This is a genomic window from Acidimicrobiales bacterium, from assembly GCA_025455885.1.
Lineage (GTDB): Bacteria > Actinomycetota > Acidimicrobiia > Acidimicrobiales > Acidimicrobilacustridaceae > Rhabdothermincola_A.
The window spans coordinates 113,231-136,996 of record JALOLR010000008.1 but is presented as its reverse complement, the minus strand read 5'-3'; the positions used below and the strand labels follow the sequence as shown (position 1 = coordinate 136,996).

The window sequence follows — 23,766 nt, the reverse complement described above, 5'->3', positions numbered from 1 at the left end:
GTGACCGGCGCGAGGATCGTCGGGACCGCCGCTTCTGACGCCCACCCCGAAGGCCGACCACCCCTCAACGCCCCTGGAGGCAACACCCGTGCCGACGCACTTCAACGGCCGCATCGAGCTCGACATCCGCGACTCCGAACCGGACTGGGCCCCGTACCTGGCGCCCCGCGCCGCGGAGGGCGCGCCGAACGTCCTGTTCCTGGCGTGGGACGACCTGGGCTACGCCACCATGGACCTCTTCGGCGGCCCGGTGCAGTGCCCGAACATGCGCCGCATCCAGGAGCGGGGGGTCACCTTCGCCAACTTCCACACCACGGCGCTGTGCTCGCCCACCCGTGCCTCGTTGCTGACGGGCCGCAACGCCACCTCGAACGGCATGGCGACCATCGCCGAGTTCGCCTCCGGCTTCCCCGGCATCTCGACGCGCATCCCCTTCGAGAACGGCTTCATCTCCGAGGTTCTCGCCGAGCAGGGGTACAACACCTACTGCGTCGGCAAATGGCACCTGACACCCGGTGAGGAGTGCAACCTGGCGGCCTTCAAGGGCCGCTGGCCCCTCGGTCGGGGCTTCGAGCGCTTCTACGGATGGCTGGGCGGCGAGACCAATTCGTACTTCCCGGACCTCGTCCACGACAACCACCCGGTGGAGCCGCCGGGCCGGCCCGACGACGGCTACCACCTGGCCGACGACCTGGCCGACCGGGCGGTCGAGTTCATCCGCGACGCCAAGGTCATCGACCCGGACAAGCCCTTCTTCATGTACCTGGCGCCGCAGGCCGGCCACGCCCCGCACCTGGTACCCCTCGAATGGGCCGACCGCTACCGCGGCGTGTTCGACGAGGGCTACGAGGCCATCCGGGAAGGGATCCTGGCCCGCCAGATCGAGATGGGGCTGCTCCCCGAGGGCACGGAGCTCTCGCCGATCAACCCGCACGGCGAACCGGACCGCACCGGCCCCGACGGCCAACCCTGGCCGGCGCTCGACACCGTGCGCCCGTGGGACACGCTGAACGACGACGAGCGGCGCATGTTCGTCCGCATGGCCGAGGTCTTCGCCGGCTACATCTCCTACTACGACGACCGGCTCGGAAGGGTGCTCGACTACCTCGAGGAGTCCGGCGAGATCGACAACACGCTCATCGTGGTGGTGTCCGACAACGGCGCCAGCGGTGAGGGCGGCCCCAACGGGAGCTTCAACGAGTGGCGCTTCTTCAACGGCGTCGCCGACACCGTCGAGACCACCATGCCGCACCTCGACGAGTTGGGGACCCCCGCATCCAACAACCACTACAACACCGGTTGGGCCTGGGCGCTCGACACGCCCTTCCCCTACTGGAAGCGCTGGGCAGGCGCCGAGGGCGGCACCGCGGACATGTGCATCGTCGCCTGGCCGTCCCGGATCGCACCGGATCCCACGCCCCGCCAGCAGTACATCCACGCCGTCGACGTGGTGCCGACGGTGTACGACCTGCTCGGCATCACCCCGCCCGAGGTGATCAAGGGCCATCAGCAGAGCCCGATCGAGGGTGAGAGCTTCGCGGCGGCGCTGACCGACCCGACGGTCCCCGGCAAGCGCACGCAGTTCTACGCCATGCTCGGCCAGCGCTCGATCTACCACGACGGCTGGCTGGCCTGCACCGTGCACCCGCCGCTGTCCAGCTGGGGCAACTTCGACAAGGACGAGTGGGAGCTGTACCACCTCGAGACCGACCGCTCCCAGAGCCGGAACGTCGCCGCCGACCACCCGGAGAAGGTCGAGCAGCTGAAGGGCCTGTGGTTCTACTACGCCGGCATCTACCAGGGCCTGCCCCTCGACGACCGCAGCGCCCTCGAGCAGGTGCTGGCCGAGCGCCCTCACGGCTCACCCGACCGGGACCAGTACGTCTTCTACCCGAACACCGCCGACGTCCCCGAGTCCAGCGGGCCGCAGCTGCCGGGACGCTCGTACACCATCGCCGCGCACGTGTCCGTCACCTCCCCCGAGGTCGAGGGGGTCATCTGGGCCGCCGGCGGCGTGCCGGGCGGCCACAGCCTGTACGTCAAGGACGGGCGGCTCCGCTACACGTTCAACTGGATCGGCACCGTCCTCCAGGACGTGGTGGCCACCTCGGCGCTGGAGCCGGGTGACCACCTGTGCGTGGCGGAGTTCACCGCCTCGGGGCCGAGCTCACGGCCCGACATGCCCGGCACCGAGGGCACCCTGACGCTGTACGTGGACGACCGGCAGGTGGGGCAGGGAACAATCATCACCCAACCCGGCTACTTCTGCCTCACCGGCGACGGCATCTGCGTCGGACGGGACAGCGCGTCGGCGGTGACCCCCGAGTACCAGGCCCCGTTCCCGTTCACCGGGGGCACCATCGACCGGGTGATCGTCGACGTGTCCGGCGACGGCTACGCCAACCACGAGGAGCAGGTCCGGGCCTGGTTCGGGATCGACTGACTGCCGCGCGCCGGGCGGCGTTCGTGACGAAGCGATGACCGGCTCCGTCGAGCCCGGCACCTCGACGGGTTCGCCTTCGCCCTCCTGACCAGGATCAGCGGAGGTCGAGCCGCATGAGGACGCGCGGGAAGCCGTTGAGCACCGACTCGGTGTCGGCCGCCTTCACGAAGCCTGCCTTCTCGAACAGGGCCTTCGTGCCGACGTAGGCCATGGTGGTGTCGATCCTCGCCGTGTCGTTGTCGAGCGGGTAGCCCTCGATCGCCGCGGCGCCGTGCTCGCGGGCGAACTCGACCGCACCGGCGAGCAGGTGGTGTGAGATGCCCTTCTTCCGGTGCCCCGGCCGCACCCGGATGCACCACACCGACCACACGTCGAGATCGTCGACGTGGGGGATCTTGCGGTTGCGGGCGAAGGTCGTGTCGGCTCGGGGATGCACGGCCGCCCAGCCGACCACCTCACCGTCGTCGTAGGCGAGCACCCCAGGTGGCGGGCTCTCCTGCACCAGCAGTCGCACCCGCTCGCCGCGTGCCGGGCCCACGAGCTCCCGGTTCTCCTTCGAGGAGGCGAGCCGATAGCTGAGGCACCAGCACACGGTCGCGTCGGGCCGTCCTGGACCCAACATGGTCTCGACGTCCTCGAACACCGTCGCCGGGCGTACCTCGATCGCCATGCCGAGACGTTCTCAGCGACCGTCTCCGTCGTCAAGGGCCATCAGTGGTCGTCGCAGTGCGGCCGAGCCGGTCCTGGAGGCTCGCGAGGACCCGCTGTTCACGTCGGGGCAGCTGCGACGCCCGGTTCGGTTCGGGTCGCTGGGCGGCCCTGGTGAGCGTCGTGCTCCTGGTCCGGCGACCACCCCACGGGTTCGAGCTCGAGCCGGCGCCCGTCGCACCCTGACGGGGGGATCGACAGGAGCGACGCCGGTCAACGGTGGCGCTCGACCCAGGCCACCGCGTCGGCGTGGGCCCGTTTCACGGTGGCGCCCACCCGTTCGTCGCCGGGGTAGATGCTGTCGGCGCCGATCAGGCTGGTGATCCCGGTGACCTCGAGTTGTTCGATGATCCGCTCGTCGGCGGACACGATCATCAGGCGGCTGCCCACCTCGGCCAGTGACCGGCCGTAGCGCAACAGGACGTCCATGAACGTCGTGCCCAGGTCGCTGCGCCCCCGCAGGCGCAGGATGACGACCGAGTTCGTCGACGTCGACACCACCGACGGCAACGCCGTCTCGAACACCGGTGCCGCGGCGAAGAAGATGCTCCCGTAGGGCTGGAGCACGACGACGTCGTCGGCGCCGAGCTCGGCCGGCGGATCGACCTCGACGAAGTCGCCGTCGGGATCGAGCACGCGGCGCCGCACCGTCACCTGGTTGGACTGGCGGACCACGTGCAGCGCCGCCGACAGGGCCACCCCCACGAGGACGGCGTACTGGAGGGGGATGACCATCGTCAACAGGAACGTGGTGGCGAGCACGATCTTCTGCAACGAACCGGTTCGCCACACCGAGGCGAGGTCGGCCGGCTTGATGGTCCGGTACCCGATCAGGATCAGCAGGCCGGCGAGCGAGGGCATGGCGATCGAGCCCACGGCGTCGCCGAACACCACGATGACCAGCGCCATCACCGCCGAAGCGACGATCAGCGAGATCCGCGATCGCGCCCCGGCCTCCTTGTTGAGCGCCGATGCCGACACCGAGCCCCCCACGGGCATGCCCTGGAGCAGGCCGGAGGCCACGTTCGCGGCGCCCTGTCCGACGAAGTCCCGTGACGCATCGGGGTAGGTGCCGTCGGGGTTGGGGAAGTTGGCCGAGACCCCGGCGCCCTGGACGAGCCCGACGAAGGCCAGCGAGAGCGCCGGGATGATCAGCACCGGGACCAGTCGCACCAGCGGCCATTCAGGGCGGGGGAGCGCATCGGCGACGACGCCCAGATCGCGCAGGGTCGCGACGGAGTCCCAGCCCAACCAGGCGGTGACGGCCGAGGTGGCGATCACCGCCACGACCAGGCCGATCGCCCCCAGCCGCGTCCGTTCGAGCAGCAGGATCAACGTGATCGTCCCGACCCCGACGGCCACGCTCGCCCACTGGAGCTCCCCGGGGCTGATGAGCGTGTTGAAGGCCCGGGCGAGCCGGCCGGCGCCGTCGGCGCTGTAGCCGGTCAGGTTGGCGAGCTGACCCAGCACGATGTTCACGCCGACGGCGTTGATGAACCCCACCATCACGGCGTTGGACACGAAGCGCAGCACCGATCCGAGTCGCAGGATCCCGGCGGTGAGCATCACGATCCCCGTGAGGACCGAGAGCGTCACGAGCGCCCGCGTCGGTTCCGCCGACTCGGTGATGGCGGGGACGTCGGCGATGAGGATGGCCATCGCTCCGGTGCCCTGCACGGCCATGAACGTCGAACTGGTGAACAACGCCCCGCTGGCCGTACCGACGAGGTAGGCGTTCAGGCCGGCGAGCGGGTTGACCCCGGCCAACAATCCGGTGGCCAGACCGTCGGGTACCGACTGGACCCCGACGACGACACCGGCGACGGCGTCGTCGCGGAGCGCGCCGGGGGAACGGCCGCGACGCCACCTCGCGATCGGTCCCGGTTCCCTTGCCACTGCGTCACCCAACTCCAGTAGACGAACGTCTGCAGCACGCATGGACGATCGGGTCGTGTCAGGCCATGGTCGCGCCGACTGAGCTCTTGATCATGACCGACGACGGCGACGGCGACGAAGTCCTCGTAGGTCAGCCATCCGAGCACGATGATGGCGGCTTCGGTCTGTGCACGCTGGAGATCACGCGTCCGACCGGACAGCGGAGCGTCGCTATCGGCGGGCCGCGGCGGCGCGCGGGAACTCCCGGCGCCGGCGGGTCCGCTCGCCGTCAGCGGGCGCGCATGCGGTTGTTGCGCGTCTGGTGCTCCACCTCGGCCAGGCCCATCACCTCGAGCACGGGCGGCACGTAGTTCCCGAACCGGCCCCGGTAGCCCTTGCGCAGCCCGTACCAACCGCCGACCGGGTTGTCGGCCGCCCGGGCCCACGCCTCGACCGTGCCCGGCTTCGCGACCTTCTGTTCGTCCGCGTTGCCGAGCGGCATCCAGTCGCCGTGCGCCCGGAGCATGGCGTGGAGGTCGTCGATGCACCGCAGGTCGTAGGCGAGCGTGGTCGACCCGACCCGGATCCTCAGTGCCGGCGGATCCGACTCCTCGTCACGCCACGCGTCGAACTCCGACGACCCCGGTGGCGTCGTCAGGATCCAGGGATCCTCCGCCGAACCGCTCCCCTCCACGTGATCAGGCATCCGTTCACTCCTCACCGCTCGTCGACCGGCCACGCGCTCGTGGCGCCCGACCATCATGGACGCTCATTCATGACATCATGTGGCATGAATCGAGATGGTTGTCCCGAACGGGGCGGGTGAGCGGTGCGCGCCGGCCGCCTCCTCCGTCTGGTGCTCGCCCTCCAGGACGGGCGCCGACACACCTCCGCCGAGCTCGCCGAGCGGCTCCAGGTCTCGGTGCGCACGGTGCTGCGCGACCTCGACACGCTGTCAACCTCCGGGGTCCCCGTGTACGCCACACGCGGACCCGGAGGCGGATTCCAGCTCCTCGACACCTTCCGCCACACCGACCCCGCCGTGGCGCCCGGCCTGTCCGCCACCCGCGGTCCGCTCCGACGGGTCCGCGTGCGCCTCTCGCCGAGTGCACTGCAGGTGGCCCTCGTCCACGGCCGGCCCGAGGGATGGCGGCCGCGACCTCACCCCGACCCCCCGCCCGCTGACCGTCCCGACTGGATCGAGGGCACCTTCCGCTTCGACTCCTACGACACCGCGCGGCGCGAGCTCCTCGCCCTCGGCCCCGACATCGAGGTCCTCCTCCCCGTCGAGCTCCGAGCGACGATGGCGGCCGCCGCCCGCCGTCTGGCCCGGCTCCACCGGGGATGAAGCCCCAGGGCCTCCGGGCGAACCCCGGTCAGAGCCGGGCGCGGAGGGGGAGGCGCCACTCGTCGGCCAGGCGGTCGTGCCCGGCCACCGCCACCAGCAGCGCACGGTCGCGGCCATGGCGGTCGGCCCAGGCCCGAGTGGTGTCGGCGACGGTCACACCGGCGGGATGCGTCGATGCGACCGTGATGGGCCCGTCGACCGGTACGTCACCCGGCGTGAGGACCCGGAGGTACCAGCCCGACCGTCCGCTGTCGCGGAACAGCTTGGCCATGTCGCCGCGCCCTCGGTGCATGGCCAGCTTGAAACATGGCGAGCGCGGTTGGCACACCTCGAGCACCGCGTCGCCCCAGTGCCACCGATCGCCGATGCACGCCTCAGCCTCGGACACCCCGACGGTGCTCAGGTTCTCCCCGAACGGCGAAGGGCCGAGTGGACCGCCGAGCTCGTCGGCCCACAAGGGGAGGTGCTCGGCCGGATAGGCGTACACGGCCTTGTCGGGGCCCCCGTGCACGGTCAGGTCGGCCTGCTCGTCGCCGTCCAGGTTCAGCACCGACAGCGACACCACGGTTCCGGGCGGCAACCGTTGCTTGACGATGGCGCTCGTGACCGGCTCGCCACCGCGCTCGCCGATCACCGTCGGCCGTCCCACACTCACCGCCGCCAGCGCGATCGACGTCGCAGCAGCTCGGGGAGGGGGCACCTCCGAACGCTAGGGGAGCGGCGCAGGGTGTGTCAGCGATCGTCGCGGGGGTGGCCGAGCTCGCGGAGGGCGGCGTCGGCGACGTCGACGAGCTGGCCGACCGGGGCGCCGGCGGCGCGGGCCACGTCGGCGACGATCGCCACGTCCTTGGCGAGCAGTGGGCCGGCCACCGGCCCGAGGGGGGCCAACTCGAACCCGAGCCCGGCGAGCAGCTCGAGGCCGTAGGTGCGGGCCGACCCGGTGCCCAGTGCCCGGGCCAGCGCAGGGAGGTCCACGTCGAGGGCGCCGGCCAGCTCGAAGAGCTGCCGGGCCACGGCCAGGTTGGCGGTGAAGGCCAGGTTGTTCACCAGCTTGGCGATCTGGCCGCTCCCCACCGTCCCCATGTGCAGGATCGGGTCGCCGTAGGTCGCCACGATCGGCCGGATGCGGGCCAGGGTGGCGTCGTCGGAGCCCACCATCACCACCAGGCGCCCTTCGGCGGCCATCTGCCCGCCCCCGCTGACCGGCGCGTCGACGACCGTCACGTCCTGGCCGGCCAGCGTCGCGGCGAGACGACGACAGGTGTCGGGGTGCACCGTGCTGTGCACGACGACCGTCGACCCGGGTCGCAGCGATCCGGCGGCGCCGCCGCCGCCGACCAGGACCTCCTCGACCCCGGCGTCGTCGACCACGCAGACGCACAGCACGTCGCTCGCCGCGGCGAGCTCGGCGAGCGAGCCGGCCAGCCCGGCGCCGGTGTCGGCGAACGGCTCGAGCGCCTCGGGCCGGCGGGCCCACAACGTGGTGGGGATGCCCGACTCGGCGATGCGCCGTGCCATCGGACCGCCCTGGTCGCCGAGCCCGACGAACCCGACGCGCAGCCCGTCCGTCACGACGCCAGCCCGTCGAGCACGGCCCGGGTCTGGTCCGACACCGGTGCGGTGAGCACGCCGACGAGGAGGTCCATCAGCTCGTTCACGTGCAGGGCCACCGGCAGCAGCTCGTCACCGGCGTGACGGGCCCGCTCACGGGCGGCGCACACCTGGACGCACAGCGCCGACGCGCCGAGCACCCGGCGGTGGACCAGCGGCTCGGGGAGGTCGCCGAGCAACCCGGCGATGCGGGCCTCGTACGCCACGTACGGGGCGCGCAGGTCCTCGGGCAGCAGGCTCGACGAACGCTCCGTCGCGACGTGCAGTGCGAGCTGTTCGAGGAAGGTCATGTAGTGGCTGTCGGGGACCTCGGCCAGCTCGGCGACGGGCAGGAAGTACGCCTCGACCCCGGCCCGCACGCCCTGCGGGGACTGGGCCCACAACAGCCGCCGGCGTTCGGCCAGGTACGGCACCCGGTGCTCGAAGATGGCGCGCACCAGGCCGGCCTTCGACTCGAAGTGGTAGGTCACCGCCGAGTTGTTGGCCACGCCGGCCTCGAGCGTGATCTGGCGGACCGAGACCCCGTCGATGCCCCGCTCGGCGAAGAGCCGCTCGGCGGTGACGACCAAGAGCTCCCGGGTCGAGCGCGGCGCGCCGACCGACGCGAACGGCGTCACGCGCTCTCCTCGTCGACCGCCGCCACCAGGAGCTGGTCGAGGCGGCGGGCCACGATCCACCCGAGGTACACCGCGATGTGCAGCACCACCTCCTGGAGCTCCTCGAAGCTCAGCTCGCCGGTGCGCAACGCCGCGGCGAGCAGCGCGGTGGTCTCGGTGTCGACGCCGAGCGCGGCGCTGCACGTGAGGGCGACCAGCCGACGGTCGCGACGGGTCAGGAACTCGTCGCGGGTCCACACCTCGCCGTGCAGGAAGTCGAGCTCGCCCAGACCGCCGAACACGGTGCGCGCCGCCGGGGCCGCGACCCCGTGCACGGCTTCGTAGGCGGCCGCGCCCCGGGCCCGGCGCTCGTCGTCGTCGACCGGGTCGGCCCACGGGACGAACTCGGGCAGCTGCATCGCCACGCCGTCCTCCGCGGCGATCTTCCCCATGGCGGCCATGACGTGGGCCAGCAGCGCCGAGCCCTTCGGCCACCCGGCCTGGGTGGCGAAGAAGAGGACGAACTCGTCGAGCTCCTCGGCCGTCACCTCCCCGCTCTTCAGGGCGGCATAGGTGTGGGTCTCCATCGGCACCGCGGCGTCGGCCATGCCCACGCACGCCAGGGTGATCCAGCGCCGATCGCGGGGGGAGAGCCCGCCCCGGCGCCACATCTCGCCGAAGACGAAGCCGACCACACCGGCGTCGACGAAGGCCCCCATCGGGGCCGGGGCGGGCATGCGCATCACGTGCTCGTACTGCGCCCGGGCATCGCCCAGCCGGTCCTCCCGATCAGCCCACTCGCTCACGAACCCGCCCCCTGTTCAGTCATCTGACCTAATTTACAGACATGTCCTGGACGGTCGACACGCGCACCCGTTCCGCCGGCGCCGTCCCCCCGGTCGACGCCGCCACGTTCTGGGACACCGAGTGGCGCGACGCCCTGGCCCGCAACGGTCCGCGGGCCGCCGCCGACGCCGCCCGCCTCGCCCTGGCGCCGCTGGCCGTCACCGTCGACGACCGGACGTGGACCCTGCAGCGAGGCGACGACACCCTCGAGGTCGTGCCCGGCGCCGACCCCGCCACGCCGGGCGTGGTGCTCGACGCCGACGCCTTCGCCGACCTCGTCGCCGAGCAGCGCACGGCGCTCGGCCTGCTCATCGCCGGGCGGGCCGGCGGCGACGCCGATGCCACCGCGTCGTTCTGCGACTGGGACGCCGTGCTGCGTTCGGCCATCGACGGCCGCGGGGTGTATCAGCCCGGCGACGTCACCCTGCGCGCCCTCGACGGCTCGCCCCTCGACCTCGAGCCGCGCTTCCGCCTCGGCGAACGGCCGACGGAGGCCGGGCACTTCCTCGCCGAAGCCGGCTTCCTCCTGCTCTCCGGCGTGTTCGACCCCGACGAGATCGACACCCTCGACGCCGACCTGGCCCGCGCCGTCGATCGGGCCGAGCCCGCCGACGGCCGGTCCTGGTGGGCGGCCACCGCGGCGGGGGAGCGGTACCCGTGCCGCATCCTCGACCTCGCCGAGCAGTCCGACACCCTGCGCGACCTTCTGCGCGACCCTCGCTACCTGGCCATCGGCGACCTGCTCGGCGAGGGCCACCGGCCCGGCGACCCCTTCGGCGAGCACTTCGCCGACCCCACCGCCGAGGGGCTCGTGAAGAAGGTCGACTCGGTGGAGGGCCTCGTGTGCCTGCCGTGGCACAAGGACTGCCAGCGCGGCGGCCACTCGATGTTCTGCTCGGGCATCACCGTCGGCATCTGCCTTACCCCCGTCGACACCGCCCACGGGGGCCTCGACGTCGTGGCCGGCTCGCACCGCTCGAACATCGCCGCTTCCCAGGTCGGGCAGGGCCTCGGCCTGCCCGAGGTCTCCCTGCGGGCCGAGCGCGGCGACCTCACCCTGCACATGTCGTGCGCCCTGCACCGCTCCACCCACCCCACGAGCGCCGAGCGGCGCGTCGTGTACACCGGCTTCACGTTGCCGCCCCGACCCGGCGACCACCACGCCGGCGACGCGCAGGCGCGGCTGCGACGCGAACGAGCGGCCGTCGGCGACCCGGCCACCGCGTCGCGCGCCACCGCACCCGACGACGGTGAGGTGACCCGGCGGTGACCGACGTCCTGGTCGTCACCGGCGGGGCCGGTTCGATGGGGGCCGCCTGCGCCACCGCGCTCGCCCCCTCCGTCGACGCGGTGCTGCTGTGCGACGTCGACCCCGACCGCCTGGCGACGACCGCCGACGGCCTCTCGTCGACGACGACGGCGACGGTCGACGCGCTGGCCGGTGACCTCGGCCGGCCCCACGTCGTCGACGACCTGGCGGCGCGGGCCGCCGACCTCGGCGACCGCCACCGTCTCGTCCACACCGCCGGGCTGTCGCCGTCCATGGCCGGCTGGCGCGAGATCCTCGACGTCGACCTCGTGGCCACCGCCCGCCTGCTCGACGCGTTCGCCCCGCTCGTGGTGCCCGGCAGCGTGGCGGTGTGCTTCGCCTCGATCTCCGGGCACATGGGTTCGTTCGACCCGGCCGTCGACGCAGTGCTCGACGACCCCCTCGCCCCCGACCTCGAGTCCCGGTTCCGGGCCGTCGCGGGCGACGAGCCCGAACCCGGGGCGACCTACCGCCTGGCCAAGCGGGGTGTGATCCGGCTGTGCGAACGCGCCGCCGTCACCTGGGGAGCACGCGGGGGGCGAGTGGTGTCGCTGTCGCCCGGGCTCATCGACACCGCCATGGGCCGGCTCGAACTGGTCCACAACCCCATCAAGACGTGGCTGGCCGAACAGACCCCGGTCGGCGGCGACCGCACCCCGCCCGACGTCGTGCTGCCCGGGCTCACCGGCGACATCGCCGCCGCCGTGGCGTTCCTGTGCTCGGACGCGGCGGCGTTCGTCTCCGGCTGCGACCTCCGCGTCGACGGGGGACTCGTCGGCGCGCTGAACACCGGCACCTGACCCTCCGCCGGCAATCTCACCCACTGTCCGGTGGGAGGGGCTCCCGATGGCAGCTCGTGGGGAGCCGGTGCCACGCGCTCCGCGGTCGGCCGCCGCTCCCACCGGCGCGACGCGCCGCGGTGGCTAGCGTCGTGCCCGTGGCACGGGGTCGGGGCACTCGCCGTCGATCGGCGAGCACGATCGGGCTCTACGGTCTCGTCGCGCTCGGGATCGTGGCGACGCTCCTCGCCTTCGGCGACGCGCGGGACGGCGCTCGCCAAGCCGACGAACGGGCCGCCGAGCTGGCCGCCATCCGGCTCAGCACGGCCTTCGAGGAAGTGGTGGGCTCCCTCCGGGGCGTCGACTCGCTCGCCGTCGACGCCACGGTCGACAGCGACGAGTTCGCAGCCTTCGCCCGCGGGGTCGTGGAGAACTCGCGCTATCCGGCGTTGGCCTACGCCCAGGTCGTGCCCGAAGGCGACCGCGCCCGCTTCACCGCAGTGACCGGACTGGAGATCCGCGACACCGACGGTGTCGGGGGCTTCGTGCCGGCGACACCGCGGGACCTCTCCTACGTGGTGGTCGACGCCTATCCCCGCAACGAAGGCACCCAGGCGGTCATGGGGTTCGACCTCGCCGGCGACCCGATTCGGCGGCGCGCCGCCGAATCGGCGGCAGGCTCGCCCACGCCGGTGCTGTCCGATCGCACCGCGACGGCGGGGGGAGGCCTCCCGGGCGTGTCCGTCGTCCAAGCGGTCCGCACCCCTGACGGCACCCCGATCGGCTTCGTCACCAGCGGGCTCGCGATCGCCGAGTTCGTGGCCGACGCGGGTGTCGACACCACGGAGCTCGACGGTTTCCACCTGACGCTGAACGGCGAGGACCTGGCCGGCTCGCCGACCGGTGGTGCGTCCAGGACGTTCGAGGTCGCCGGTCGGACCTTCGAGGTCGTGGCGCACGGCGCCGGTGGGACGAGCCTGCTCATGCCGCTCCTCATCGGTGTGGGCACGGCCGCGCTGGCCCTCGCCGTGGCGTGGGCCTCGCTCCGGGACCGTCGCCAGCGCGACCGCCTCGCCCGCCGTGCTCGACGCAGCCGCGCCATAGCGGACCTCGGTCAGAGGCTCGCGGCGCTGGCCGAACCGCCCGACGTCGTGGCAGAGCTGGCCGGCCATGCGGCCGACGTCATGGGGTCCACCTGGGCGGTCCTCGTCCATCATCCCGTGGACGAGCCGTCGGTCGTCGTCGACACCGAGGGGAGCGCGGACGAGCCCTCTGCCCGCGACCGGGCCGCCCGCCGTTGGCTGGGTGACGTTGCCGGTGGCCGGCACCGGGACGCCGAACCGACGGTCGTGGCCGACGTGGCCGACTGGGCGGACCCCGCCGCCCTCACCGCCGCTGGCCTCCGCTCGTTCGTCTGCGTGCCGTTCGCCTTCGAAGGCCGGGCCCGGGCGGGGACCATCGCCTTCGGGTGGGCCGATCCCATGGCCCCCGACGAGGTCGGGGAACGGATCGCGGCGGCCACCACCATCGCCGAGCTGGGCGGCGGTGCCCTCGAGCGTGCCATCGTCACCGAGGAGGCCAGGGCCCAGGCCGTCGGCCTGAGCACGTTCGCCCAGGCGTTGGCCTCGGCCACGACGCCCGACGAGGTCGCCATCACCGTCCGACGCGAGGTCCCGCCCCTGGTCGAGGCGGTCCGGGCCGACCTCGAGCTGCGCGACCCGAGGTCCGACCCCGCTCCCCGAGTGACCGGCCGAGGCGACGACGTGGTGCGCGTCGAGTTGCGGGTGGGCGACGGCCTGCCGCCGGCGGCGCTCGAGGTGGCATGGGCCCCCGGCCGGGCTCCGAGCCCGACGCAGCGCGCCGTGCTCGGCACCCTCGCCGAGCTGGTGACCCAGTCCCTCGCCCGAGCCGCCCGAGCCGACCAGGACCACCGCGTCATCGTCCAGCTCCAACGCGACCTGCTCCCACCCACGCCGACCGTCGAGGGACTCGAGATCGCCGTCAGCTACCAGCCCGCCATGAGCGTCGTCGGGCTCGGCGGCGACTTCTACGACGTCCTCACCTCGGATGCCGGTCGCACGTACCTCGTGGTCGGCGACATCACCGGCCACGGCTCGGAGGCCGTCGCCGCCATGGCCGAGCTGACCTCGGTCCTGCACCACGCGCTGCGCTCCGACGTCCCCCTCGACACCGTGTTCGACCCCGCCGACCTCGTCCTGGCCCGTCGCGGCGTCCTCGCCAGCGCCCTCGTCGCCGAGGTCGACCTCGATGCACACCAGCTCCACTCGGTGAACGCCGGGCACCTCTACGCCGTCATCCGGCGCACCGACGGCACTTCGGAGCTCGTCGTCGGCGGGCGCCGCCCCCTGCTCGGACTCGGGCCGCAGCCCCTGCCGGGCGCCGAGTGCACGACCTTCGGCCCCGGCGACGTGCTGGTGCTCTACACCGACGGACTCATCGAGCGCCGGTCGCAGACCATCGACGTCTCGATGGACGAGCTGGCCGCCCGGATCGCGGCGTTCGACCAGGGCACCATGACCGACCTGGTCGAGGCGCTCCACGTCGTCGACGTCGCCCCCGCCGACCGAACCGACGACGACATCGCGGTCGTCGCGGTGCGCTGCCTGCGCTGACCCGACGGGCCGGCATCGGCACGAGCGAGGCGCGGCGGTCGTGCAGCCGCGCTTCGCATGATCGGCCCCGCTCGCGGGTAGGTGGCGGCGTCGAGAGTACCGGAGGTCGTGCACATGGCGAAGCAGAAGCGGACGGTCGAGACCACCACCGTCGAGACGAAGGTCGAACGTCGAGGGAGTGGCACCACCGGCGACGGAGTGGACCGTTCGAGGCGCGGCACGCGTGACGGGGCCGGCCGCAGCACCTCAGCAGGCCAGAGCGTGACCTCGTCGGGCTCCGGTCGTCCGGGCACCCGGAAGTCGGGCGGCAACGGCGCCGGCCACCGGCGGCACAGCCTCGGAGAGCTGGCCGTGACCGGGGTGAAGGATCTGCCCCGGAACGCGGCGTGGGCACTGTCGAAGGCGCTGCACCCCGTCGAGGAGGTGGCGCACGAGGCGACCGACGCCCTCGGGACCGCCGCCACGAGGGGACGCCGGGCGGTGCGCCAGGTGACGCCGTCGGGGATCGGGCACTTCCGGAGCGAGGGGTCCGTGGAGCAGCTGGTCCAGCGGGCGGCACGGGCTGCCGAGCTGGCGTCGTCGGCCGAGGACGAGGCGATGCGGCGGGCCGACGAGGCCCGACGGACGGCCGATCTGGCCCGTCGCACCGCCGAGGCGGCCGAGGAGCGACGCACCGGCGCCCAGGCCGATGCCGAGGCGATGATCCAGTCGAGGCTCGAAGCCGTCGAGGAAGCCGGAGCCGAGCGGATCCGTCGCGCCGAACAGGAAGCCCGGGAGCAGACCGAACGGGTCCGCGCCGAGGTCGAGCAGGCCGCCGCGGAGGCACTGCGCAAGCTCGGCGACCAGCTCGACCGAGAGGTGGCGTCCACCCGGGAGCAGGCCGAGGAGAGCACGCATCGCGCCGAGCAGGCCCTCGCCATCGCCGACGACGCCGTGGGCCAGGCCCGAGAGCTCGCCGCCGAGGCCCGCCGCGCTGCCGAGGAGATGGCCGAGGCGGCCACCCGCACCGCCGATCGCCTCCGATGGGACGACCGATCCGACGCCGAGGCGGCCGTCACCTCCGCGAGCGCGGCGGCCGTCATCCCGCGCGACGAGCTGGAGGACCACACGAAGGCCGAGCTCCTCCAGCTGGCCGCCGACGCCGACGTGGAGGGCCGGTCGTCGATGACCAAGCACGACCTCATCGAGGCCCTCTCCTCGCTGAGCCCCACCACCCGTCGATCGAACGGAGCGCGACGATGATGAACTTCCGCAAGAAGAAGAGCCCCTGGCTGCGCATGGTGGCTCCCGCCGTGCTGGTCGCCCGCAAGGGCGGGAAGCCGATCCTCGGGATCTTCGGGGCGGCGGTGGCCGCCACCGCCCTGAGCGCGGCGGCATCGGTCCGGCGCGAGTCGTCGTGAAGGCGAGCGTGCTCGTCGCGCTCGGCGTCGGCTACGTCGCGGGCACCAGAGCGGGGCGCGGCCGCTACCGCCAGATCGTGTCGGGCTCGCAGCGCCTCGCGGCCGCCCTCGAGCACTATGCCGCGGGGGGACGCGCCGCCGGACCTGCGGACCGCCCCCACCCCGGGCCACGGGACGACGACCGAGGTGCGGGCGATGGTGGTGGTCGAGCCGTGACGAGCGAGACCGACCAGCGCGGTGCGGACGACGAGCACGATCCGACCCGCCGAAGGCTCGGCCCCGAGGTCACACCCGCCGGGGACACCGGGCGGGGGATCGACGACCGCTTCGAGGAGTTCGAGCGCCTGGCCACCATGGGCCCGCTCCTCGAACGACGCACGACGGAGTAGCGCGGTGCGCCGGCGGCGGGAGCGGCTGACTCGTCGGGCCGACGCCCATCTGCCTCGTGGTGCCGCGGACTTCTCGATCGCGATCGCGGTGGACGCGAAGCTCTTCGGCCGACTGCGCCTGCTTACCCTCGACGCGTTGGTCGAGGTCGGCCCGACCGACGGCGCGACCGGGGCCCTCCCGCCGGCGCCCGAGACCGATGCCCGCGCCCATCGGGTCGACGTCGAGACGCTTCTGGCCGAGGCGCGAGAGGTGCTCGGGCCGGTCGACGGCCGGGAGTCCCTGTCGCCGTTGCGGCCTCGGTGATCGTCAGGCCCGCACCGGGACGACGTCGTCGAGGGTGATCCTGCGCTCCGCGATGCCCGCGAAGCCGTCACCCTCCACCCAGCTCTCCTCGCCGATGAGGAGACCGGTCTCGGGGTCGGCGGGCCACACGATGGCCATGCGGGCCTGGTACAGGTAGTAGGCGTCGGGGTCGTCGACGGCGATCCCACGGGCCGCCAGCACCCGCCCCGGGTAGGCGATCTTGACCATGCCCTCGGTGTAGACGCCGGAGCGGTCGGCGATGACCCGGTCGACGTCGTGCTCGATGCGGTGGGCATCGGTGTCGACGATCGTCGCCTGGTAGAAGGCCCGCACACCCTCGGTCGAGGTGGGGTTGACCAGGGCCAGGTCGGGGCTGGAGTGGGCGACGTAGCGGGGGCTCGGGCACAGGGTGGCCAGGACGCCGTCGAGATCGAGGCTCGCCTCCGCCCTGCCATGGGCGATGACCAGCTCGAGGTTGCGACGTACCACCGGATCGGACTCGGCGGCCAGGCGCTCCTCGAGGAGGGCCCAGATCCGGTTCGGGTCGAGCATCATCGGTGGTCCCCCCACGGTGCGGCGTGCGCCCACCCTATGGCCGGGCCGTGCCCCGATCCGTGGGGCGCCCCGGGGTCGGGCAGGTGCGTCACCGACGGCTGCCGGGAATTGATTAGCACTAAATCAGGTTCAGACGGAGGTCCACACCGATGACCCTGGAGCACCCGTGCCAACTCTCACCCCGTCCTTCCGCCGCAGGTTGCCCTTCCTGGTTGCCGGCTTCCTGTCCTTCCTCTTCTCCGTCTACCTGTACTTCGTCGCCGACGACACGACCGCCGGCATCTTCGTCGGTCTGTGGGTTCCCTCCATCCACTCGCTCGGGACGCTGGTGCTGAGCAGCCTCGAACAGCCCGCCGTCGAGCGGTCGGGGGTGAACTCATGAGCGAGCTCGCCATCTTCGTGATCGGGTCCGTCATCTTCGCCATCACCGTCTACGGGGCGGTGATCAGCGGCGGGCTGGCCCTGGGCCGGCTGGCCGGCTCCGACCCCGACGAGCCTCCTGTCCAGGCCGTGGCCGCAGAGCCCAGCGAGGGCGTCGGCACCGCACCCTGACACCGCTCGGGTGCATCACCACGGGCGCCCGGCCGAGATCACCCCGCTCCACCTCCAACCCCCCCCGGTTCCCCGCGACGTCACCGGCTCGATCGAGTGTCGGCCCCCTGCCGCTCTCCCACGACGTGCCGACACGCCCGCCAGAAGCGAGCGCACCGACGCTCGGGTCCGCCGAACGGTCGTTGGGCTCTACCCCCTGAGATCACCGGGGCGGACCATCGTGTCGACGCGTGGGGAAGGGGACAGGATGGGCGACCAAGGCACCCGGCCACCGAAGTTGCCGCCGGTGTGGTTCAAGCACCTCTTCTGGAAGGCGCACCGGGGCGCCTACCGGCTCGTCGGCGACCGAGCGCTGTGGCGTCCCGGTGGCAAGCGGGGCTGGGGGGCGCTGCACCTCACCACCACCGGCCGTCGCAGCGGGCAACCCCGGGGCGTCATCCTCGGCTATCTGGAGGACGACTCGGTCCCGGTGGTGCTGGCGATGAACGGCTGGGACGAGGGGCAACCGGCGTGGTGGCTGAACCTCGAGGCGCACCCCGACGCCGTCATCCGCCTCAAGGGCCGACCGGAGTGCCCGGTGCGCGCCCGTCGCGCGCTGGGCGAGGAGCGTGACCGCCTCTGGCGGTGGTGGGCCGACCTCGACGAGGGTCTCGACGCCTACGACGGGTCGCGACTGGCCGACGCCCCCGTCGTCCTCTTCGAGCCCCGCCCGTCCGGCACCGACGCGCCCGCCTGAACCACCCGTCCGTTGCCATCGGCGCGAACGCCCTGTTCCCCGGGGCCGGAAGGTGCGACCATGCGGTGGTGGGGGAGGACGTGACGACGGGTCGGGTGGCGTCTCGGCGCGTGCTCGTCACCGGTGGATCGGGGTTCATCGGCGCCCACAGCGCCCGTGCCCTCGTCGACGCCGGCCACCCCGTGCGCTTCCTGGTGCGCGACCGCGGCCGCCTCGAGCGCACCGCCGGTGCGCTCGGCGTGCCCCTCGACGACGTGGTGCTCGGCGACGTCGGTGACGCCCCCGCCGTACGCCGGGCCCTCCACGGCTGCGACGCCGTGCTCCACGCCGCCGCGGTCGTCGGCACCGGGGCCGACGGCGCCGAGGCCATGACCGCCACCAACGAGCACGGCGCCCGCACCGTGCTCGGCGCCGCCGTCGAGATGGGCCTCGACCCCATCGTCCACGTGTCGAGCGGCAGCGTGCTCTACCCCACCGACGAGCCGGTGGTGGGCCCCGACAGCCCCCTCGTCGAGGGCCTCGGACCGTACGCGGCGTCCAAGGTGGCCGCCGAGCGCTTCGCCCGCGAGCTCCAGGAGGCCGGCGCCCCCGTCGTGTGCACGTATCCGATGATGGTGCTCGGCCCACCGGCCGGCGAGCGCGCCGGGGAGTCCGCCGGCGCCCTCCCGATCTTCCTGCGCTCCCGGGTCGTCACCGACGTCGGGTACTGGTCGACCGTCGACGTCCGCGACGTGGCCTCGGTGCACGTCGCGGCGATGCGCCCCGGCCTCGGCCCCCGCCGCTACACCTGCGGCGGCCACTTCCTCGCCACCGGTGAGGCGGTGACCCTCATGGAACGGGCCACCGGGCGAGCCATGTGGCGGGTACCGGTGCCGGTCTCGGCGTTGGTCGCCATGGGCGGGTTGAGCGAACGGCTGAGCCGCGTCGTGCGCAGCGCCACGACCTTCACCCGCGACGCCATGGTGTACCTGACCCGCGCCGTGCCCGTCGACGACACCCGTACCGTCGACGAGCTCGGCGTCACGTTCCGCGACCCGTTCGAGACCATCCGCGACACCATCCAGGGGCTGGTCGCGTCCGGGACCATCACCCCCGCACACGCCGGCAAGGCGGCACCGTGAGCGGGCGCGAGAAGCCGTCCCCCGCTGCGACCGGATCGTCGAGGACGCCCGAGCGGTTGCGCGACCTCGACCTCACCGACCTGTCGCTCTTCGCCGACGGACCCCCGCACGCCGCGTTCGCGACGCTGCGCGACGAGGCGCCGCTGTACTGGCACGAGCCCACCGGGCACACCCCCGACGGCGAGGGGTTCTGGTGTCTCACCCGCCACGCCGACGTCGCCTGGGCGGCCCGTGACGCGGCGACGTTCTCGTCGTGCACCGGCGGGGGGCGCGACGGCGGCGGGACCCTCATCGAGGACCTCCCGCTCGGGCTGGCCGCCGGCGTCCTGTTCAACATGCAGGACGACCCCCGCCACCACCACATCCGCCGACTCGTCACGCCTGCGGTCAGCCCGCGTCGGCTCCGCGACATGGAGGCCGAGCTGCGGCAGCGCAGCGAACAGATCCTCGACGCCGCCGTCGCCGCCGGCACCTGCGACTTCCTCGTCGACGTCGCCGCCGAGTTCCCCCTCCAGGCCATCGCCGCCCTCCTCGGGGTGCCCCAGGAGGACCGGCACAGGTTCATGGAGTGGGCCGACACCACCCTCGACTACGACGACCGCGACCCCGGCGAGCAGTCGGCGCGCAGCCGTGACGCCGGTGCGGCGGTCACCGCCTACGGCCGCGACCTCCTCGAGCAGAAGCGGCGGTGCCCCGCCGACGACATGGTGTCGGTCATCGCCACCGCCGAACTGCCCGGCGAGGCCGACCCCGGCGGCCCGCTGACCGACCTCGAGCAGCAGATGTTCTTCAGCCTGTTGATCGCCGCGGGTTCCGAGACGACCCGCAACACCGCCACCGCCGGCCTGCTCGCGCTGATCGACAACCCCGACCAGTGGCAGGCCCTCCGCGAGGACCGCGGTCTGCTGCCGGGCGCCGTCGAGGAGATGCTGCGCTGGGCGTCGTCGACCACCTACAACCGCCGCACCGCCACCCGCGACGTCGAGCGCCACGGCCGCACCATCCGGGCCGGCGACAAGGTGGTGCTGTGGTGGCAGGCCGCCAACTTCGACGAGCGGGCGTTCCCCGACCCGATGCGCTTCGACATCGGGCGTGACCCCAACCCGCACCTCGCCTTCGGGCTCGGATCCCACTTCTGCCTCGGCGCCAACCTCGCCCGCCTCGAGCTTCGGCTCCTCTTCGACGCGCTCCTCGACCGCGTCGTGTCGGTCACCGCCACCGGGCCTGTCGAACGGACCCGGTCGAACAAGCACACCGGCTTCCGCCACCTCCCCGTGGAGCTGCACGCCGCCGACGGTCCGTCTGCCGGCCGGGTGGCATCGAGCGGGCGGTGACGGTGCCTCAGCCGGTGCGCCCGCTCGCGGGGTGCGAGGCGCGGTACTCCTCGACCTTCGCCGAGGCGGCGTCGCCGAAGAGGATCTCGGCGACCTCGTCGAGCCCGTCCGCGAAGAGGTAGTCCTCGGCCGGCACGACCAGTTCGATCTTCGACCGGCGGCGCATGAAGTCCTCGAGGCGGGTGACCATCTCCGTCGACGCCGCCAGGTGGAGCTCCACCCGCAGGTAGTCGGTGCCCCCGAGCACGTCGTCGGCCATGGTCGGGTCGGCGCGGACGGCCTCCAACATGGCGAAGGCCCGACGTCCGTAGCGCCGCCACAGCCGGTCCGACAGCGGTTCGACACCCGGGCGGTCCCGCCGGTCGTCGAGGCGCATGAGCCGAGCCTGGCGGTGGAACTCGGCGCGGGTCTGCGCGGCCGGCTCGCCGTACCAGTTGCCGAGGTCGGGCTCCAGGACCAGCCCCAGGGACTCGACGGCGTCGGCCACCTCCTCCCCGACGTTCAGGCAGTCGGTGAGCTTCCCGCCGAACACGGTGACGGCGCGGCGGCGCCGGTCGACCTCGATCTCGTGCTTGCGGCTCAGCGACGTCCAGTCGACGTCGCTCGTGTCGCCACCGTCGGCGGTCACCACCAACGGGCGGACCCCGCAGCGCTCGGCGATCACGTCGTCGACGGTGAGCGGCTCGGGGAGGTCGAGGCGGGCGTTGATCTGGGCCAACAGGAAGGCGCGGTCCTCGCCGTCCACCTCCGAGTACGGGGTGTCGATCCGGGTGTCGGTCGTGCCGATCACCGAGCGCAGGCCCATGGGGATCACGTAGAAGAGCCGCTGGGTGTCGTCGAAGAACGCCAGCACCCGCTCGTCGTCGCCGGTGGTCAGCCGGGGCACCACCAGGTGGATGCCCTTCGAGTAGACGATGCGATGCTCGGTCTGCACCCCCAGGTCGCCGTTCAGGCCGTCGACGAACGGCCCCGCGGCGTTGACGACGATCCGGGCGCGGCACTCGAGCACCTCGTCGGTCTCGCGGTCACGCAACCCCAGCCTCCAGCCGTCTCGATCGTGCTCGGCGGCGGTCAGCTCGACGTAGTTTGCGACCGTGGCCCCGGCCTCGATCGCCGAGCGGACGAACGAGAACACGAAGCGGGCGTCGTTGTCCTTCAGGAGGCAGTCCCGGTACTCGATGCCGCCGCGCACCGAGGTGGTGTCGATGACCGGTTCGGCAGCGCGGATCCGGCGGGCGCTGAGGAGGCGGGGCGCACGGGTGCGGAAGTTCCCGAGCGCCCAGTACGCCGTGGCGCCGAGGGCGCTCAGCCACGGCGGGTACGGCGACGACTCGTCGAGCGCCGCCAGGAACGGGATCTCCTGGACGTTGTCGGGGTAGGCCCGCATCAGCCGGTTGCGCGACCGGCAGAGCTTGCGCACCAACGGGATCTCGTAGTTCTCGAGGTACTTGAACCCGCCCCACACCAGGTTCGACGACTCCTGGCTCGTGAACGACGCGAAGTCGCCCCGGTCGACGAGGGCGACGTTCGCACCCCGTCCGGCCAGCGACGCGGCCACCACCGCACCGTTGATGCCCCCGCCCACGACGAACACGTCGAAGGTGCCGCCGCGCAGGCGGCCGATGTTCGTCGCCCGCAGCGTCATCGGGCCACGGTAGCAACGAGGTCCCGCCGGCCCGTGAGGCGAGGGCGGCCTAATCTCCGCGGACCACCATGTCTCACTACGTCGCCGCCATCGACCAGGGCACCACCAGCACCCGCTTCGTGATCTTCGATGCCGCCGGGCAGCCGGTGGGGACGGCCCAGGAGGAGCACGAGCAGATCTACCCCCGGCCGGGCTGGGTGGAGCACCGGCCCGACGAGATCTGGGCCCGCACCCGAGCGGTCGTCACCGACGCCCTCGACGCCGCCGGCCTCACCGCCGCCGACCTCGTCGCCATCGGGGTCACCAACCAGCGCGAGACCACCGTCGTCTGGGACCGCCGTACCGGCGAGGCGGTCGCCAACGCCATCGTCTGGCAGGACACCCGCACCGACCAGCTCTGCCGCGACCTGGCCGCCGACGGGGGTCCCGACCGGTTCCGGAGCTCCACCGGCCTCCCGCTGGCCACCTACTTCTCCGGCCCGAAGATCGCCTGGATCCTCGACAACGTCCCCGGGGCCCGCGCCCGCGCCGAGGCTGGCGACCTGCTGTTCGGCACGATCGACACCTGGCTCATCTGGAACCTCACCGGCGGCGTCGACGGCGGGCTCCACCTCACCGACGTCACCAACGCCAGCCGCACGCTGCTGATGGACCTCGAGACCCTCGACTGGGCCCCCGACAACCTGGCGGCCCTCGGGATCCCGGCGTCGATGCTCCCGGAGATCCGCTCGTCGAGCGAGGTGTACGGCGAGGCCCGCCTCGAGGCGGTGGCCGGAGTGCCGGTGGCCGGCGCCCTCGGCGACCAGCAGGCGGGCCTCTTCGGTCAGACGTGCTTCTCGGTCGGCGACGCCAAGAACACCTACGGCACCGGCAACTTCCTGCTGCTCAACACCGGCACCTCACCGGTGCGGTCGGAGAACGGCCTCATCACCACCGTCGGCTACCGACTCGGCGACGCACCGCCCGTGTACGCCCTCGAAGGGTCGATCGCCATCGCCGGCGCCCTGGTGCAGTGGCTGCGCGACAACCTCCGCATCATCGACTCGGCGAGCGAGGTGGAGGCGCTGGCCCGCACCGTCGACGACAACGGGGGCTGCTACTTCGTCCCGGCGTTCTCCGGGCTCTTCGCCCCGTACTGGCGCGACGACGCCCGAGGGGTGATCGTCGGGCTCACCCGCTTCGTCGAGCGCGGGCACATCGCCCGGGCCGCCCTCGAGGCGACCGCCTTCCAGGGCCGCGAGATGGTCGACGCCATGCAGGCCGACTCCGGTGTCACCCTCCGGGAGCTGCGCGTCGGCGGCGGCATGGTCGCCAACGATCTGCTGATGCAGTTCCAGGCCGACATCCTCGGCATCCCCGTCGTCAGGCCGACGCTGGCCGAGACGACGGCCGTCGGCGCGGCCTACGCCGCCGGTCTCGCCGTCGGGTTCTGGCCCGACACCGACGCGCTGCGGACGAAGTGGGTGGAGGGGCAGCGCTGGCTCCCGCAGATGGACGAGGCCACCCGCGAGCGCGAGCTCGCCCGGTGGAAGAAGGCCGTCACCCGCACCTTCGACTGGGTCGACCAGGACGACTAGGACGA

The 23,766-nt window shown here is 72.8% G+C and carries 24 protein-coding genes; 15 read left to right on the top strand and 9 right to left on the bottom strand.

Annotated elements, in window-relative coordinates:
- Nucleotides 1–88: 88 nt before the first annotated feature.
- Nucleotides 89–2,443, top strand: a complete 2,355-nt coding sequence (locus MUE36_08355; GenBank protein MCU0310940.1) for an arylsulfatase — start codon at nucleotides 89–91, stop codon at nucleotides 2,441–2,443.
- 94 nt (nucleotides 2,444–2,537) lie between these two features.
- Here MUE36_08355 and MUE36_08350 read toward each other — a convergent pair whose 3' ends face one another.
- From MUE36_08350 to MUE36_08340, 3 genes are all read right to left on the bottom strand, one after another.
- Nucleotides 2,538–3,113, bottom strand: a complete 576-nt coding sequence (locus MUE36_08350) for a GNAT family N-acetyltransferase (protein MCU0310939.1) — start codon at nucleotides 3,111–3,113, stop codon at nucleotides 2,538–2,540.
- A 251-nt stretch (nucleotides 3,114–3,364) separates the two neighbouring features.
- On the bottom strand, nucleotides 3,365–5,047 hold the full coding sequence (locus MUE36_08345; GenBank protein ID MCU0310938.1) for a SulP family inorganic anion transporter: 1,683 nt from the start codon (nucleotides 5,045–5,047) through the stop codon (nucleotides 3,365–3,367).
- A gap of 268 nt (nucleotides 5,048–5,315) precedes the next feature.
- Complete coding sequence (locus tag MUE36_08340) at nucleotides 5,316–5,732, bottom strand: hypothetical protein (protein ID MCU0310937.1); 417 nt, start codon at nucleotides 5,730–5,732, stop codon at nucleotides 5,316–5,318.
- A 123-nt stretch (nucleotides 5,733–5,855) separates the two neighbouring features.
- On the opposite strand from MUE36_08340, the gene MUE36_08335 reads away from it, so the two are divergent.
- A complete protein-coding gene (locus MUE36_08335; GenBank protein MCU0310936.1) occupies nucleotides 5,856–6,374 on the top strand; it encodes an HTH domain-containing protein in 519 nt (172 codons plus the stop codon).
- A 28-nt stretch (nucleotides 6,375–6,402) separates the two neighbouring features.
- On the opposite strand, the gene MUE36_08330 is transcribed toward MUE36_08335, so the two are convergent.
- From MUE36_08330 to MUE36_08315, 4 genes are read right to left on the bottom strand one after another with little or no spacing between them, the layout of a single operon-like run.
- Entirely contained in the window at nucleotides 6,403–7,074 is a 672-nt protein-coding gene (locus tag MUE36_08330; protein ID MCU0310935.1) for an MOSC domain-containing protein, read from the bottom strand.
- A 32-nt stretch (nucleotides 7,075–7,106) separates the two neighbouring features.
- Nucleotides 7,107–7,946 (bottom strand): NAD(P)-dependent oxidoreductase, encoded by an 840-nt coding sequence (locus MUE36_08325; protein ID MCU0310934.1) that lies wholly within the window; start codon nucleotides 7,944–7,946, stop codon nucleotides 7,107–7,109.
- Nucleotides 7,943–8,602 (bottom strand): TetR/AcrR family transcriptional regulator, encoded by a 660-nt coding sequence (locus tag MUE36_08320; GenBank protein MCU0310933.1) that lies wholly within the window; start codon nucleotides 8,600–8,602, stop codon nucleotides 7,943–7,945. Before MUE36_08320 ends, MUE36_08325 begins: the two co-directional genes overlap by 4 nt.
- Nucleotides 8,599–9,387, bottom strand: coding sequence for a carboxymuconolactone decarboxylase family protein (locus MUE36_08315; protein MCU0310932.1), 789 nt, complete (start codon nucleotides 9,385–9,387; stop codon nucleotides 8,599–8,601). The genes MUE36_08320 and MUE36_08315 overlap by 4 nt, the downstream gene beginning before the upstream one ends.
- 41 nt (nucleotides 9,388–9,428) lie before the next feature.
- On the opposite strand from MUE36_08315, the gene MUE36_08310 reads away from it, so the two are divergent.
- The 7 genes from MUE36_08310 to MUE36_08280 all read left to right on the top strand — a co-directional run bounded on the left by MUE36_08310 (nucleotide 9,429) and on the right by MUE36_08280 (nucleotide 16,241).
- Complete coding sequence (locus tag MUE36_08310; protein MCU0310931.1) at nucleotides 9,429–10,697, top strand: phytanoyl-CoA dioxygenase family protein; 1,269 nt, start codon at nucleotides 9,429–9,431, stop codon at nucleotides 10,695–10,697.
- Nucleotides 10,694–11,536, top strand: a complete 843-nt coding sequence (locus MUE36_08305; protein MCU0310930.1) for an SDR family oxidoreductase — start codon at nucleotides 10,694–10,696, stop codon at nucleotides 11,534–11,536. The genes MUE36_08310 and MUE36_08305 overlap by 4 nt, the downstream gene beginning before the upstream one ends.
- Nucleotides 11,537–11,673: 137 nt before the next feature.
- A complete protein-coding gene (locus tag MUE36_08300; protein ID MCU0310929.1) occupies nucleotides 11,674–14,148 on the top strand; it encodes a SpoIIE family protein phosphatase in 2,475 nt (824 codons plus the stop codon).
- Nucleotides 14,149–14,262: 114 nt separating this feature from the next.
- Nucleotides 14,263–15,390 (top strand): hypothetical protein, encoded by a 1,128-nt coding sequence (locus tag MUE36_08295; protein MCU0310928.1) that lies wholly within the window; start codon nucleotides 14,263–14,265, stop codon nucleotides 15,388–15,390.
- The gene (locus tag MUE36_08290) at nucleotides 15,387–15,548 is read left to right on the top strand and encodes a hypothetical protein (protein ID MCU0310927.1); all 162 of its coding nucleotides are present in this window, start codon (nucleotides 15,387–15,389) and stop codon (nucleotides 15,546–15,548) included. The genes MUE36_08295 and MUE36_08290 overlap by 4 nt, the downstream gene beginning before the upstream one ends.
- On the top strand, nucleotides 15,545–15,937 hold the full coding sequence (locus tag MUE36_08285; protein MCU0310926.1) for a hypothetical protein: 393 nt from the start codon (nucleotides 15,545–15,547) through the stop codon (nucleotides 15,935–15,937). The genes MUE36_08290 and MUE36_08285 overlap by 4 nt, the downstream gene beginning before the upstream one ends.
- A 4-nt stretch (nucleotides 15,938–15,941) precedes the next feature.
- A complete protein-coding gene (locus MUE36_08280) occupies nucleotides 15,942–16,241 on the top strand; it encodes a hypothetical protein (GenBank protein ID MCU0310925.1) in 300 nt (99 codons plus the stop codon).
- Nucleotides 16,242–16,244: 3 nt separating this feature from the next.
- On the opposite strand, the gene MUE36_08275 is transcribed toward MUE36_08280, so the two are convergent.
- A complete protein-coding gene (locus MUE36_08275) occupies nucleotides 16,245–16,796 on the bottom strand; it encodes a hypothetical protein (GenBank protein ID MCU0310924.1) in 552 nt (183 codons plus the stop codon).
- 166 nt (nucleotides 16,797–16,962) lie between these two features.
- Between MUE36_08275 and MUE36_08270 the strand changes: the two genes are divergently transcribed.
- From MUE36_08270 to MUE36_08250, 5 genes are all read left to right on the top strand, one after another.
- Nucleotides 16,963–17,178, top strand: coding sequence for a hypothetical protein (locus tag MUE36_08270; GenBank protein ID MCU0310923.1), 216 nt, complete (start codon nucleotides 16,963–16,965; stop codon nucleotides 17,176–17,178).
- The gene (locus MUE36_08265; GenBank protein MCU0310922.1) at nucleotides 17,175–17,348 is read left to right on the top strand and encodes a hypothetical protein; all 174 of its coding nucleotides are present in this window, start codon (nucleotides 17,175–17,177) and stop codon (nucleotides 17,346–17,348) included. Before MUE36_08270 ends, MUE36_08265 begins: the two co-directional genes overlap by 4 nt.
- A 247-nt stretch (nucleotides 17,349–17,595) precedes the next feature.
- Nucleotides 17,596–18,084: a nitroreductase family deazaflavin-dependent oxidoreductase gene (locus MUE36_08260; GenBank protein MCU0310921.1), complete on the top strand. Its 489-nt coding sequence runs from the start codon at nucleotides 17,596–17,598 to the stop codon at nucleotides 18,082–18,084.
- A 68-nt stretch (nucleotides 18,085–18,152) separates the two neighbouring features.
- Nucleotides 18,153–19,205, top strand: coding sequence for an NAD-dependent epimerase/dehydratase family protein (locus MUE36_08255; protein MCU0310920.1), 1,053 nt, complete (start codon nucleotides 18,153–18,155; stop codon nucleotides 19,203–19,205).
- Nucleotides 19,202–20,539 carry a cytochrome P450 gene (locus MUE36_08250; protein ID MCU0310919.1) on the top strand — a complete coding sequence of 446 codons (1,338 nt, stop codon included), beginning with the start codon at nucleotides 19,202–19,204 and terminating at the stop codon, nucleotides 20,537–20,539. Before MUE36_08255 ends, MUE36_08250 begins: the two co-directional genes overlap by 4 nt.
- 7 nt (nucleotides 20,540–20,546) lie before the next feature.
- On the opposite strand, the gene MUE36_08245 is transcribed toward MUE36_08250, so the two are convergent.
- A complete protein-coding gene (locus tag MUE36_08245) occupies nucleotides 20,547–22,184 on the bottom strand; it encodes a glycerol-3-phosphate dehydrogenase/oxidase (GenBank protein MCU0310918.1) in 1,638 nt (545 codons plus the stop codon).
- A gap of 68 nt (nucleotides 22,185–22,252) precedes the next feature.
- Here MUE36_08245 and glpK point away from each other — a divergent pair, with 68 nt between their 5' ends.
- A complete protein-coding gene (gene glpK, locus MUE36_08240; protein ID MCU0310917.1) occupies nucleotides 22,253–23,761 on the top strand; it encodes a glycerol kinase GlpK in 1,509 nt (502 codons plus the stop codon).
- The last annotated feature ends 5 nt before the right edge of the window (nucleotides 23,762–23,766 follow it).

What these genes read in the sequence shown, in the direction of transcription:
- MUE36_08350 (MCU0310939.1), bottom strand. Translation starts at nt 3,113, where the DNA reads ATGGCGATCGAGGTACGCCCGGCGACGGTGTTCGAGGACGTCGAGACC.
- MUE36_08340 (MCU0310937.1), bottom strand. Translation starts at nt 5,732, where the DNA reads ATGCCTGATCACGTGGAGGGGAGCGGTTCGGCGGAGGATCCCTGGATC.
- MUE36_08310 (MCU0310931.1), top strand. Translation starts at nt 9,429, where the DNA reads ATGTCCTGGACGGTCGACACGCGCACCCGTTCCGCCGGCGCCGTCCCC.
- MUE36_08295 (MCU0310928.1), top strand. Translation starts at nt 14,263, where the DNA reads ATGGCGAAGCAGAAGCGGACGGTCGAGACCACCACCGTCGAGACGAAG.
- MUE36_08290 (MCU0310927.1), top strand. Translation starts at nt 15,387, where the DNA reads ATGATGAACTTCCGCAAGAAGAAGAGCCCCTGGCTGCGCATGGTGGCT.
- MUE36_08275 (MCU0310924.1), bottom strand. Translation starts at nt 16,796, where the DNA reads ATGATGCTCGACCCGAACCGGATCTGGGCCCTCCTCGAGGAGCGCCTG.
- MUE36_08265 (MCU0310922.1), top strand. Translation starts at nt 17,175, where the DNA reads ATGAGCGAGCTCGCCATCTTCGTGATCGGGTCCGTCATCTTCGCCATC.
- MUE36_08260 (MCU0310921.1), top strand. Translation starts at nt 17,596, where the DNA reads ATGGGCGACCAAGGCACCCGGCCACCGAAGTTGCCGCCGGTGTGGTTC.
- MUE36_08245 (MCU0310918.1), bottom strand. Translation starts at nt 22,184, where the DNA reads ATGACGCTGCGGGCGACGAACATCGGCCGCCTGCGCGGCGGCACCTTC.
- glpK (MCU0310917.1), top strand. Translation starts at nt 22,253, where the DNA reads ATGTCTCACTACGTCGCCGCCATCGACCAGGGCACCACCAGCACCCGC.